Here is a 13213-nt window from a genome sequence, read left to right as displayed (position 1 = left end):
AAAAATAAAAGACCCGACGCACTGTTCAGTGACGCCGGGTTTCAGCCAATCAGATGGGGGTCAGGTAACCTTCCTGCAAATGCAGGACGCGATCCATCTGGCGAGCCAGGTTCATGTCGTGAGTCACCACCAGGAACGCCGTGCGCATCGAGGTGCTGAGTTCCAGCATCAAATCCTGAATGCCCTGGGCGGTGTGGGAGTCGAGGTTGCCGGTCGGCTCGTCGAGCATCACCAGCCCTGGCTTATTCACCAGCGCACGGGCAATGGCCACACGCTGGCGTTCGCCACCGGACAATTCAGCCGGTTTGTGCTCCAGACGATGGCCCAGCCCTACCCGCTCCAACAATGCCGTTGCACGCTGACGCGCTTGCGGGATCGAGGTTTTGCCGATCAACAGCGGCATGCAGACGTTTTCCAGCGCGGTGAATTCCGGCAGCAAATGGTGGAACTGGTACACGAACCCGAGGGAACGGTTACGCAGCAGGCCACGATTCTTTTCGCTCAGTGCCGAAAGCTCTTCACCGTCGAGCCAGACGCTGCCCTTGGTCGGCGTGTCGAGGCCGCCCAGCAGGTTGAGCAAGGTACTTTTACCCGAACCCGACGTTCCGACGATCGCCACGCGCTCGCCTGGATGCAGCTCCAGTTGCAGACCGGCCAGGACCTCGACCGACTCCGGGCCTTCCAAGTAGGACTTGCCCAGGTTGCGGCAGCTCAAGATTGCTTTATCACTCATGCCCGACTCACTCATAACGTAACGCCTCCGCAGGCTGGGTGCGCGCGGCACGCCAGGCTGGATACAGGGTGGCGAGGAAACTCAGGACCAACGCGGCGGCGCAGACCATCAACACATCCTGGCTCTGCACTTGCGACGGCAGGTAATCGATGAAATACACGTCGGCGTTGAGGAATTTGTGCCCGATCAGGCCTTCGAGGACCGAGATCGCGGCGCTGACGTTCAACGCAGCGAAAATCCCGACCACGGCGCCGATCAGCGTACCGACCACGCCAATGACGGTGCCCTGCACCATGAAGATCGCCATGATCGACCCTGGTGTGGCGCCGAGTGTGCGCAAAATCGCGATATCGCCCTTCTTGTCGTTCACCACCATCACCAGCGTGGAAATGATGTTGAACGCCGCAACGGCGACGATCAGCAGCAACAGCAAACCGATCATGGCTTTTTCCATACGGATAGCCTGATACAAATTGCCGTGGGTGCGGGTCCAGTCACGGGCGTAATAATGATCTTCACCGAGCTGCTGGGCGATGGTCCACGCGGTGCGTGGCGCCTGGAACAGGTCGTCGAACTTCAACCGGATACCCTGCACCTGATCCGGTTTCCAGCGGTGCAGCTTCGCCAGATCCTGCAGATTGGTGACGCCCAGGTAGCCGTCGAGCTCACCGGCGCCGACATGGAAAATGCCGACCACGGTAAAGCGTTTCATGCGCGGGAACATTCCGGCGGGGGTCACCGTGACTTCCGGCGCGACAAATGTCAGCTTGTCGCCGATGGCCGCGCCGAGCTTGGCCGCCGCCTTGTCGCCGATGACGATGCCGAAACTGCCAGGCGTCAGGTCGTCGAGCTTGCCCTGCTGCATGAAGTTATCAATGATCGAGACCTGCCGTTCCAGCGCAGGGTCCACGGCATTGAGCAGGACTTTGGAGACTTTGCCGTTGTTGGTCAGCAGACCCTGCATCTGAGTGAACGGCGCAACGGCCGTCACCTGCGGGTTCTGCTTGACCTTGGCGGCCAGGCTTTGCCAGTCGCTGATCGGTTCACCGGACTCGATGGTTGCGTGGGGCACCATGCCCAGCACGCGGGTGCGCATCTCATGATCGAAGCCGTTCATGACCGACAGCACCACAATCATCACGACAACGCCGAGGGCGAGTCCGATCATCGAGGTCAGGGAAATGAACGACACAAAATGATTGCGACGCTTTGCACGGGTATAACGCGTGCCAATAAATACGAAGAGAGGTCTGAACATGTCGGGGCTTGTTCGGAGGGAAAAGGAACGTCCTTGTGGCGGGGGTCGATAACCAGCTTTACACTCAGACCACCGCCGCTACCATGGGTTCGCCATGTCGACATTAGATGAAGAAGATCGCCGCGAATACTACCGTATCGAGGATTCGATCGCACTGGAAATTCGGTCCCTGTCCGCTGTCGAAGCGGCGGGCCAGGAAGTGTTACAGGATGCTTCCCCGCTCTTCAACCTGCTCAGCGAACTTCACCTGAGTGAATTCGAGTCGCAACACCTGCTGCGCCAGATCAGCGAGCGCGACCGGAACCTCGCAGCGTTCCTGAAATCCCAGAACAAACGTATCGACTTGTTGAGTCAGGTGATCGCAATCACCGTGCTTGGGCAAATCGGCGAGCCGCAGCCGGTGATCATCTCCGAAGGTGGCATCGACTTTCAAAACCCGACGCCCTTCGCTGCCGGTACTCACCTGTCGGTCAAGCTGGTGCTGATGCCACAAGCGCTGGGCCTGTTGTTGCGGGCCAAGGTCACCCACTGCGACCGCAAGGGCGAGGGCTATGACATCGGCACCGAGTTTCAAACCCCGACCGATGCCCAGCGCCAACTGCTGGCCCGCTACATTTTGCAGAAGCAGGCCCAGGAACGACGCCTGGCCCGCGAACACAACGAATCAGGCAATTAATTTAAGGAAGAACCGTGACCCTCATCTACGGCCATCGCGGCGCCAAGGGCGAAGCACCGGAAAACACGCTGACCAGTTTTCAGCAATGTCTCAAACATGGCGTGCGCCGCTGCGAACTGGACCTGCACCTGTCCATGGACGGCGAGTTGATGGTCATTCACGACCCGACCCTCAAGCGCACCACCGACCGTCGCGGCAAGGTGGTTGAACATATGGCCGCCGAACTGGTGACCTATGACGCGCGCAAGGGCGGCCCTGGCTGGATCAAGCCCTGCCCGATTCCTACGCTGGAAGCGCTGTTCGAGCAATGCGATTTCGAGCACTGGCAACTGGAAGTCAAAAGCGCGTCACGCACCCGTGCCGCGACGACGGTGCTGGCGATTCGCGAAATGGCGCAACGGCATGGCTTGCTGGACAAGGTGACGATCACCTCAAGCTCACGCGAAGTATTGAAAGCCGCGCTGGACCTGGTGCCGGACGTCTCTCGTGGACTGGTGGCCGAATACGCCTGGCTCGACCCGTTGAAGGTCGCCCAAAGTTACGGCTGTGAGATTCTGGCGCTGAACTGGACCCTGTGTACGCCGGAACGCCTGCAGAAGGCGCAACGTCAGGGACTGCATGTGTCGGTATGGACAGTCAACGAGCCCGCGCTGATGCGCAGACTCGCCGACTTCGGCGTTGACAGCCTGATTACAGACTTTCCCGGTTTGGCCACTGCCACGCTCGAGAATTGCTGAAATCGGTCTCCCCGGCCGGCTCAGGCCACCGGCCGGAGCCGCTCAAAAAAGCCGGTTGAGGCCATCGTATGCCGCTACCCGATAGGCTTCAGCCATGGTCGGGTAGTTGAACGTGGTGTTGACGAAGTACTTCAGCGTGTTCTGTTCGCCCGGCTGGCTCATGATCGCCTGACCGATGTGCACGATCTCCGACGCCTGATAACCGAAGCAGTGAACACCCAGCACTTCCAGCGTCTCGCGGTGGAACAGGATCTTCAGCATGCCTTGAGGCTCGCCGGCGATTTGCGCCCGCGCCATGCTCTTGAAGAAGGCCTTGCCCACTTCGTACGGCACTTTCGCCTGAGTCAGTTCCTGCTCGTTCTTGCCGATCGAGCTGATCTCCGGAATGGTGTAGATGCCGGTCGGCACATCATTCACAAAGCGCCAGCTGTTGTTATCGACGATGCTGCCAGCGGCCGAACGGCCCTGGTCGTGAGCAGCACTGGCCAGGCTCGGCCAGCCGATCACGTCACCGGCACCATAAATGTTCGGAACGCAGGTGCGGTAGGCCTCGTCGACTTCGATCTGGCCACGGCTGTTGACCTTCACGCCGATGTTTTCCAGACCCAACTGATCAGTGTTACCCGTACGGCCGTTGCACCAGAGCAAGGCGTCGGCCTTGATCTTCTTGCCGGACTTCAGGTGCAGGATCACACCGTTGTCCACGCCTTCGACGCGGTCGTAGTCTTCGTTGTGGCGAACCGTGATGTTGTTGTTGCTGAAGTGATAGCTCAGCGCCTGGGAAATTTCCGAGTCGAGGAAGCTCAGCAACTGACCGCGGTTATCCACCAGTTCAACCAGTACACCCAGACCACTGAAGATCGAGGCGTATTCGCAACCGATCACGCCTGCGCCGTAAACGATGAGTTTGCGCGGGGTGTGGCCGAGGCTGAGGATGGTGTCGCTATCGTAGATACGCGGGTGATGAAAATCGATGTCCGCCGGGCGATAAGGACGCGAACCGGTGGCGATGATGATGTGCTTGGCCACCAGTTTTTCGACCACACCGTTGGCGCAAACCACTTCGATGGTTTGCTCGTCGGCGAAGCTGCCGGTGCCGAAGAACACGTCGACGCGGTTACGGGCGTAGTAGCCGGTACGCGAAGCGACTTGTTTGGAGATAACTTTTTCAGCGCTTTTCAACACGTCCGGGAACGAGAACCAGCGTGGCTCACCAATGGCCCGGAACATCGGGTTGGTGTTGAACTGCATGATCTGCCGGACCGAGTGACGCAACGCCTTGGACGGGATGGTGCCCAGGTGGGTGCAGTTACCGCCGACCTGGCGACGGCTATCGACCATCGCGACCTTGCGCCCTGCTTTGGCGGCGTTCATTGCCGCGCCTTCTCCCGCCGGACCGGAACCCAGCACCACCACGTCGTAGTTGTAGACAGCCATGCGTACTCCTCAGAACAGGCCGCGGCGCCCTCGGCACCTGCGGCTAAATCACGCCGATCTGCGGCGTGAAGGAACAATTTGGGGCCAGTGCAGAACCCGGACACAGTCTATAGAAGCGTCAACGCCGCGCACATTAACCCTTGGTCGCGTCGTAGGCTAGTTTTGCCTGCACTACAACACCAGAATTCAATGTACAAACGCCGCGTTCATTCGGTTTTGCCGCCACTGAGGCGCTCAAAAGCCTGATTGGTTCGTGTGACAAAACCTGTATCGGCACGAATCACAAAAAAGGCGCCGATGCCGTGATTTTCCGCGTAGTCCCAACCGCGCTCCGGACCGAGAATCAACAGCAGCGTCGATAAGCCATCGGCCATCAACGTTGAAGGATTAATCACCGTGACTGAGGCCAGGCTGTGGGTGATCGGTGCGCCGGTGCGCGCGTCGAAGGTGTGGGAATAGCGCTGCCCCCCCTGTTCGAAATAATTACGGTAATCGCCGGAGGTGGATACGCCGTAGCCGTCGACCGCTATGACGCGCTCTGCGACTTGCTTATCGTCACGGGGTTCTTCCAGGGCGATGCGCCAGGGTGAGCCATCGAGCTTCTTGCCGACCGCCTTGAGTTCGCCGGTGGCTTCAGCGAGGTAGTTGTGGATACCCATCGCTTCGAGTCTGGCAGCAATGGTGTCGACCGTGTAACCGGCAGCGATGCTATTGAAATCGACCTCGACCGCGGCGTCCTTGCAGAGTTGATCGCCGTCGATGCGCAGGTGCGCGTGACCCACTCGCTGCATCGCCTCGGCCAGCACTTCAGCGCTCGGGACTTTTTCTTCTCGGGCCTGCGGGCCGAACCCCCAGAGGTTCATCAGCGGTTCAACCGTCAGGTCGTAGGAGCCGTCGCTTTCCTGCGACAGTTGTTCACCGACTCGGACCAATTCGAGGATCGGCGCAGGCATTGCCTGACAGCGGTTGGCGGGCAGATCATTGAAGCGCTCGATGTCCGAGTTGCTGCGGTAGGTGGACATTTGCCGGTCAACGTCGGCGAGGATTTTTTCGACTTCAACTTGCACCTCTTTCGGGCCGGGTAACCCGGCATGGCGCAGGTATTTGATCGAATAAGTACTGCCCATGGTCGGGCCGCCGAAGCTCTCCATGGAATCGCCGTTGCCGCAGCCAGACAAAGTGCCCATCAGGACCAGGAAAAAACCCTTCCACACGTGTGACAAATCCTGCCTCTCCTGAATAAATCCCTGACACAACGCCAGTGCTGGCCATTATGCGATAGAACTGTGGGAGCGAGCTTGCTCGCGATGGCGGACAGTCAGACAACATCGATGTTGAATGTCACGTCCTCATCGCGAGCAAGCTCGCTCCCACAGTTGATCGGGTGCTGCCCGCAGCCGTAATTCACTCCAGTCAGCGATTCATGCCGCGTAATGGCTATATCGTTTAAGCAGCAAGCTAACTAGTTGTTGCCTATCCAACTCCACACACATATCGTTACAAAGCTGTTCGCCGACGGAGCCTGCCCCTATGGGCGGCGGCGAGGACGCATCTAGACCAAGGATTTCCAACAAGATAGCCAAAAGTGAGTACGTTCAAATGTCCTCGAATACGGGCAAAGGCAAAGCGATTTTTCGCGTTGTCAGCGGTAACTTTCTCGAAATGTTCGACTTCATGGTCTACGGCTTTTACGCCACGGCCATTGCCAAAACCTTCTTCCCGGCCGACAGCGCTTTCGCTTCCCTGATGTTGTCGCTGGCCACCTTCGGTGCCGGCTTCCTGATGCGCCCGTTGGGGGCGATTTTTCTCGGGGCCTACATCGACCGCCATGGCCGCCGCCAAGGGCTGATTATCACGCTGGCCTTGATGGCCGCCGGTACGGTGTTGATTGCTTGCGTGCCGGGTTACGCCACCCTCGGCGTTGCCGCACCGCTGATCGTACTGTTCGGCCGACTGCTGCAAGGGTTCTCGGCAGGGGTGGAGCTGGGCGGCGTATCGGTGTACCTGGCAGAGATTGCCACGCCGGGCCGCAAAGGGTTCTTCGTCAGTTGGCAGTCCGCCAGTCAGCAAGCCGCGGTGGTATTCGCCGGCCTGCTGGGTGTCGGTCTGAACCACTGGCTCAGCCCGGAACAAATGGGCGATTGGGGCTGGCGCGTGCCGTTCCTGATCGGCTGCATGATCGTGCCGGTGATCTTCGTGATTCGTCGTTCACTGGAGGAAACGCCTGAATTCCAGGCCCGCAAGCATCGCCCAACGCTGCGGGATATTGTCCGTTCGATCGGTCAGAATTTCGGCATTGTCATCGCCGGCATGGCGCTGGTGGTGATGACCACGGTGTCGTTCTACCTGATCACCGCCTACACCCCGACGTTCGGCAAAGCCGAACTGCATCTGTCGGATATGGACGCGCTACTCGTCACGGTGTGCATCGGCCTCTCGAACTTCTTCTGGCTGCCGGTGATGGGCTCGGTGTCTGACAGGATCGGACGTAAACCCCTACTGCTGGCGGCGACCATTCTGGCGATCCTCACCGCCTACCCTGCTCTTGCGTGGCTGGTAGCCAACCCCAGCTTCAGCCATTTGCTGATCGTCGAGTTGTGGCTGTCGTTCCTGTATGGCTCGTACAACGGCGCCATGGTGGTGGCCCTGACCGAGATCATGCCGGTGGAAGTTCGTACGACTGGTTTCTCTTTGGCCTACAGCCTGGCCACGGCGACCTTCGGTGGGTTTACGCCGGCGGTGTGCACGTACCTGATCCATGTGCTGGACAACAAGGCGGCGCCGGGGATCTGGCTCAGTGGAGCGGCAGTGCTGGGGTTAATCGCAACGCTGGTGTTGTTCCGTGGCAATCGGCACGAACTGCGCACTGCGCAGCCCGCGGTGGTCGGCGGCACCCGATAGACCGCATTCGTCGGATCGCCTTCGCGAGCAGGCTCGCTCCCACATTGGATCGCCGCGAATCCTGTGGGAGCGAGCCGGCTCCGGGCGGCGTTCCGACGAAGAGGCCAGCCCTGACAACCTCTACCTCTGCCCCACAAACAAAAACGCCCCGACCAAAGTCGGGGCGTTTTCATGTACCGCTAACTGACGCTTAGCGCGGGAACGCTGGCGGGTTTACACCGGCCATGTCTTCCATCACGCGAACAACCTGGCAGCTGTAGCCGAATTCGTTGTCGTACCAAACGTACAGAACAACGCGGTTGTCTTGGGTGATGGTCGCTTCCGCGTCCACAACGCCTGCGTGGCGCGAGCCAACGAAGTCGGTGGAAACCACTTCCTGCGAGTTGACGTAGTCGATTTGCTTGTGCAGATCGGAGTGCAGCGCCATGTAGCGCAGGTACTCGTTCATCTCTTCACGGGTAGCGGCTTTCTCAAGGTTCAGGTTGAGAATGGCCATCGACACGTTTGGCGTCGGAACGCGGATCGCGTTACCGGTCAGTTTGCCGGCCAGCTCAGGCAGCGCCTTGGCAGCAGCGGTAGCAGCACCGGTCTCGGTGATTACCATGTTCAACGCGGCGCTACGGCCACGGCGATCGCCCTTGTGGAAGTTGTCGATCAGGTTCTGGTCGTTGGTGTACGAGTGAACCGTTTCAACGTGACCGTTGATGATGCCGAACTTGTCATTGACTGCTTTCAGCACCGGCACGATGGCGTTGGTGGTGCAGGAAGCGGCGGAAACGATCTTGTCATCAGCGGTGATTTCACCGTGGTTGATGCCGTGAACGATGTTCTTCAGCTTGCCTTTGCCAGGCGCGGTCAGAACCACACGGTCGATACCCGGGCAAGCCAGGTGTTGACCCAGGCCATCGGCGTCGCGCCATACACCGGTGTTATCTACCAGCAGCGCGTTTTTGATGCCGTACTGGGTGTAGTCCACTTCAGTAGGGTTTTTCGCGTAGATAACCTGGATCAGGTTGCCGTTGGCGGTGATGGTGTTGTTGGCTTCATCAATGGTGATAGTACCATCGAACGGACCATGAACCGAGTCACGACGCAGCAGGCTGGCACGTTTGACCAGATCGTTCTCGGCGCCCTTGCGGACAACGATGGCGCGCAGACGCAGACCGTCGCCACCACCGGTTTTCTCGATCAGGATACGCGCCAGCAGACGGCCGATACGGCCAAAGCCGTACAGAACAACATCGGTGCCTTTGCGAGCGGAAGCGTTCTGCTGGCCAACCACATCAGCCAACTCGTCACGAACGAACTGCTCGGCCGTGCGGCCTTTGCCTTCGGCCTTGAATTTGACCGCCAGCTTGCCCAGGTCTACCGAAGCAGCGCCGAGCTTGAGCTCGCTCATCGCCTTGAGCAGCGGGAATGTTTCGTGGACGGACAGTTCGCTGTCATCGGATTGGCGATGGCGAGCAAAGCGGTGAGCTTTGAGAATCGCAATGACTGAACGATTGATCAGGCTGCGGCCATAGATCGAGCTCACCACGTTGTTATTGCGGTAGAGCTGACCGATAAGCGGAATCATCGCTTCTGCGAGTGCTTCACGGTCGATCCATTCACCAAGACACTGGTCGGGCTTCTGAGTCACGGGAACCTTCCACATGTAGGGGCAGAAAAAAGGGGCTACATTATGCCGCCGAGTGCCTCCCGTAGCAATGCGCGCCTGTCGTACCATCGGTAACAAAATCTCGTTCGAAAAAAACACGCTGCGCTCAAGCCCAATAAAACCGGGGCTTTCAGCACAGTCATTTTTCTGAAAACAACGCCGCCTTGTCCGTAACCCTCCGTAACACTCACTCGTTTTGCCACTACATATTCGGTAATTCCCGCTCAAAAACCGCCGGTTTTTGTCTTTACCACTACATTTCGCCCAACCTGCGTAATAGACGCAGTCTGCAACTGACAGGCGGCACCCGAGGCCGCTACAATTACCGACTTTGTCGCAACGCTTGGAGCTCAACCTTCCGTGCCCGTTCTGCGTCTACCGATACTCCCTGCCGCGGCAGGTAAACAGCACTGGGGCAACCTGCCCGGTGCCGCCCTGAGCCTGGCCATCGCCGAGGCCGCCAGCGCTGCCAAGCGCTTTACCCTGCTACTGACCGCCGACAGCCAAAGCGCCGAACGGCTGGAACAGGAGCTGAGTTTCTTCGCCCCGGATTTGCCAGTGCTGCATTTCCCGGACTGGGAAACCTTGCCGTACGACCTGTTTTCGCCGCACCAGGACATCATTTCTCAGCGCATCTCGGCCCTTTATCGGTTGCCGGAGCTCAGTCATGGCGTGTTGGTGGTGCCGATCACCACGGCCCTGCATCGCCTGGCGCCAACCAAATTCCTGCTCGGCAGCAGCCTCGTGCTGGACGTCGGCCAGAAACTCGATGTCGAGCAAATGCGCACCCGGCTTGAAGCCAGCGGCTATCGCTACGTCGATACGGTTTACGAGCACGGCGAATTTACCGTACGCGGCTCGCTGATCGACCTCTTCCCGATGGGCAGCAAATTGCCCTTCCGGATCGACCTGTTCGACGACGAAATCGAGACCCTTCGTACATTCGATCCGGAAAACCAGCGCTCCATCGACAAAGTCGACACCGTCCGCCTGCTGCCCGCGCGTGAATTTCCGCTGCAAAAAGATGCGGTGACCCGCTTCAAGGCGCGCTTCCGTGAGCGTTTCGATGTCGACTTCCGTCGTTGCCCGATCTTTCAGGATTTGAGCAGCGGGATTACACCGGCCGGTATCGAGTACTACCTGCCGCTGTTCTTCGACGAAACCTCCACGCTGTTCGATTACCTGCCCCAGGACACGCAAGTGTTTTCCCTGCCCGGCATCGAACAGGCGGCGGAGAATTTCTGGAACGACGTGCGCAATCGCTACGAAGAACGCCGTGTCGATCCGGCCCGTCCTTTATTGCCACCCGCCGAGTTGTTCCTGCCAGTGGAAGACTGCTTCGCTCGCCTGAAGAACTGGCCACGGGTGGTTGCCAGTCAACAGGACGTGGAAACCGGCGTCGGTCGCGAACGCTTCCCGGCGCGGGAGCTGCCGAACCTGGCCATCGAAGCCAAGGCCACTCAGCCATTGGCGGCACTGGCGAGCTTCCTCGACGAGTTCCCCGGTCGCGTGCTGTTTACCGCCGAGTCGGCGGGCCGTCGTGAAGTGCTGCTGGAATTGCTCGAACGCCTGAAGTTGCGACCGAAAACCGTCGACAGCTGGCCGGACTTTGTCGCGAGCAAGGAACGCCTGGCTATCACCATCGCCCCGCTCGATGAAGGCCTGGTGCTCGACGACCCGGCGCTGGCGCTGGTTGCCGAAAGTCCATTGTTCGGTCAGCGGGTCATGCAGCGTCGGCGCCGCGAAAAACGCGCCGATGCCAACAACGATGCCGTCATCAAGAACCTCACCGAACTGCGCGAAGGCGCGCCGGTGGTACACATCGATCACGGTGTCGGGCGTTATCTCGGTCTTACGATTCTGGAGATCGACAGTCAGGCCGCCGAATTCCTGACCCTCGAATACGCTGAAAACGCCAAGCTTTACGTGCCGGTGGCCAACCTGCATTTGATCGCCCGCTACACCGGCAGCGATGATGCCTTGGCCCCGCTGCACCGCCTCGGCTCCGAGACCTGGCAGAAAGCCAAACGCAAAGCCGCCGAACAAGTGCGCGATGTCGCCGCCGAGTTGCTCGACATCTATGCCCGCCGCGCCGCCCGCGAGGGCTATGCCTTCGCCGACCCGAAAGCCGATTACGCGACCTTCAGCGCCGGCTTCCCGTTTGAGGAAACCCCGGACCAGCAAACCACCATCGAAGCGGTACGCGCCGACATGCTCGCACCGAAACCGATGGACCGGTTGGTCTGCGGCGACGTCGGCTTCGGCAAGACCGAAGTGGCAATGCGCGCGGCGTTCATTGCCGTGCATGGCGGTCGTCAGGTGGCCATTCTGGTGCCGACCACCCTGCTCGCCCAGCAACACTACAATAGTTTTCGCGATCGCTTTGCCGACTGGCCGGTGACCGTGGAAGTGATGAGCCGGTTCAAGTCGACCAAGGAAGTCAATGCGGCGGTCGCGGACCTCGCCGAAGGCAAGATCGACATCGTCATCGGCACACACAAACTGTTGCAGGACGACGTGAAGATCAAAAACCTCGGGCTGGTGATCATCGACGAAGAGCACCGTTTTGGTGTCCGTCAAAAGGAACAGCTCAAGGCACTGCGCAGTGAAGTCGACATCCTGACCCTGACCGCCACACCGATTCCGCGCACGCTTAACATGGCGGTGTCGGGCATGCGTGACCTGTCGATCATTGCCACGCCGCCGGCTCGTCGGCTGTCGGTGCGGACATTCGTCATGGAGCAAAACAAAAGCACGGTCAAGGAGGCCCTGCTTCGTGAGTTGCTCCGTGGTGGCCAGGTCTATTATCTGCACAACGATGTGAAGACCATCGAGAAATGCGCCGCCGACCTCGCCGAACTGGTGCCCGAGGCGCGGATCGGCATCGGCCACGGGCAGATGCGCGAACGTGATCTCGAACAGGTAATGAGCGACTTCTATCACAAGCGCTTCAATGTGCTGATCGCCTCGACCATCATCGAGACCGGCATCGACGTGCCGAGTGCCAACACCATCATCATCGAGCGCGCCGACAAATTCGGCCTGGCGCAACTGCACCAGTTGCGCGGCCGTGTCGGTCGCAGTCACCACCAGGCATATGCTTACCTGCTGACACCGCCGCGCCAGCAAATTACACCGGATGCGGAAAAGCGTCTGGAAGCGATCGCCAACACCCAGGACCTTGGCGCAGGCTTCGTGCTTGCCACCAACGACCTGGAAATCCGTGGCGCCGGCGAATTGCTTGGCGACGGACAGAGCGGACAAATCCAGGCTGTCGGTTTCACGCTCTATATGGAGATGCTCGAGCGCGCGGTGAAGTCGATCCGCAAGGGCGAACAACCGAACCTCGATCAGCCGCTGGGCGGTGGTCCGGAAGTCAATCTGCGCGTACCGGCGTTGATTCCCGAAGACTATCTGCCGGACGTTCATGCCCGACTGATTCTCTACAAGCGCATTGCCTCGGCCACCGATGAGGAAGGCCTAAAGGACCTGCAAGTGGAGATGATCGACCGTTTCGGCCTGCTGCCGGAGCCGACCAAGAACCTGATGCGCATCACCGCGCTGAAGTTGCAGGCCGAGCTGCTGGGCATCAAGAAGGTCGATGGCGGCCCGCAAGGGGGTCGAATCGAGTTCGCGGCGCAAACCCCGGTCGACCCGTTGACGCTGATCAAGCTGATCCAGAGCCAACCCAAACGCTACAAATTCGAAGGCGCCACGATGTTTAAATTCCAGGTGCCGATGGAGCGCCCGGAAGAGCGCTTTAATACTGTAGAGGCGCTGTTCGAGCGCCTCATTCCGAAAACTGCTTGAAGGA

9 protein-coding genes are annotated in these 13213 nt (G+C 59.5%); 4 read left to right on the top strand and 5 right to left on the bottom strand.

Translation table 11 applies throughout. From position 1 onward, the window contains the following. Positions 1-49: 49 nt before the first annotated feature. Positions 50-733, bottom strand: coding sequence for a lipoprotein-releasing ABC transporter ATP-binding protein LolD (lolD, locus tag AC1MDT_RS01975; protein ID WP_414906503.1), 684 nt, complete (start codon positions 731-733; stop codon positions 50-52). A gap of 7 nt (positions 734-740) precedes the next feature. Then, the gene (locus AC1MDT_RS01970) at positions 741-1991 is read right to left on the bottom strand and encodes a lipoprotein-releasing ABC transporter permease subunit (protein ID WP_201118184.1); all 1251 of its coding nucleotides are present in this window, start codon (positions 1989-1991) and stop codon (positions 741-743) included. Positions 1992-2085: 94 nt separating this feature from the next. Here AC1MDT_RS01970 and AC1MDT_RS01965 point away from each other — a divergent pair, with 94 nt between their 5' ends. After that, a complete protein-coding gene (locus AC1MDT_RS01965) occupies positions 2086-2667 on the top strand; it encodes a PilZ domain-containing protein (RefSeq protein WP_480420445.1) in 582 nt (193 codons plus the stop codon). 14 nt (positions 2668-2681) lie between these two features. After that, positions 2682-3404: a glycerophosphodiester phosphodiesterase gene (locus AC1MDT_RS01960; RefSeq protein WP_480420444.1), complete on the top strand. Its 723-nt coding sequence runs from the start codon at positions 2682-2684 to the stop codon at positions 3402-3404. Between the two features lie 42 nt (positions 3405-3446). On the opposite strand, the gene sthA is transcribed toward AC1MDT_RS01960, so the two are convergent. Both sthA and AC1MDT_RS01950 read right to left on the bottom strand, forming a co-directional pair. Next, the gene (gene sthA / locus AC1MDT_RS01955) at positions 3447-4841 is read right to left on the bottom strand and encodes a Si-specific NAD(P)(+) transhydrogenase (RefSeq protein ID WP_480420443.1); all 1395 of its coding nucleotides are present in this window, start codon (positions 4839-4841) and stop codon (positions 3447-3449) included. Between the two features lie 206 nt (positions 4842-5047). Further along, positions 5048-6028, bottom strand: a complete 981-nt coding sequence (locus tag AC1MDT_RS01950; protein ID WP_480422682.1) for an FAD:protein FMN transferase — start codon at positions 6026-6028, stop codon at positions 5048-5050. A 412-nt stretch (positions 6029-6440) separates the two neighbouring features. Between AC1MDT_RS01950 and tcuC the strand changes: the two genes are divergently transcribed. Next, entirely contained in the window at positions 6441-7742 is a 1302-nt protein-coding gene (tcuC, locus tag AC1MDT_RS01945; RefSeq protein ID WP_480420442.1) for a tricarballylate/proton symporter TcuC, read from the top strand. Between the two features lie 190 nt (positions 7743-7932). Here tcuC and AC1MDT_RS01940 read toward each other — a convergent pair whose 3' ends face one another. Next, the gene (locus tag AC1MDT_RS01940) at positions 7933-9396 is read right to left on the bottom strand and encodes a glyceraldehyde-3-phosphate dehydrogenase (RefSeq protein WP_480420441.1); all 1464 of its coding nucleotides are present in this window, start codon (positions 9394-9396) and stop codon (positions 7933-7935) included. A gap of 363 nt (positions 9397-9759) precedes the next feature. On the opposite strand from AC1MDT_RS01940, the gene mfd reads away from it, so the two are divergent. Then, on the top strand, positions 9760-13209 hold the full coding sequence (gene mfd, locus AC1MDT_RS01935; RefSeq protein ID WP_480420440.1) for a transcription-repair coupling factor: 3450 nt from the start codon (positions 9760-9762) through the stop codon (positions 13207-13209). Positions 13210-13213 lie beyond the last annotated feature (4 nt).

Source organism: Pseudomonas sp. ASL7, assembly GCF_056680375.1.
This window is presented reverse-complemented; position numbering and strand designations above follow the sequence as displayed.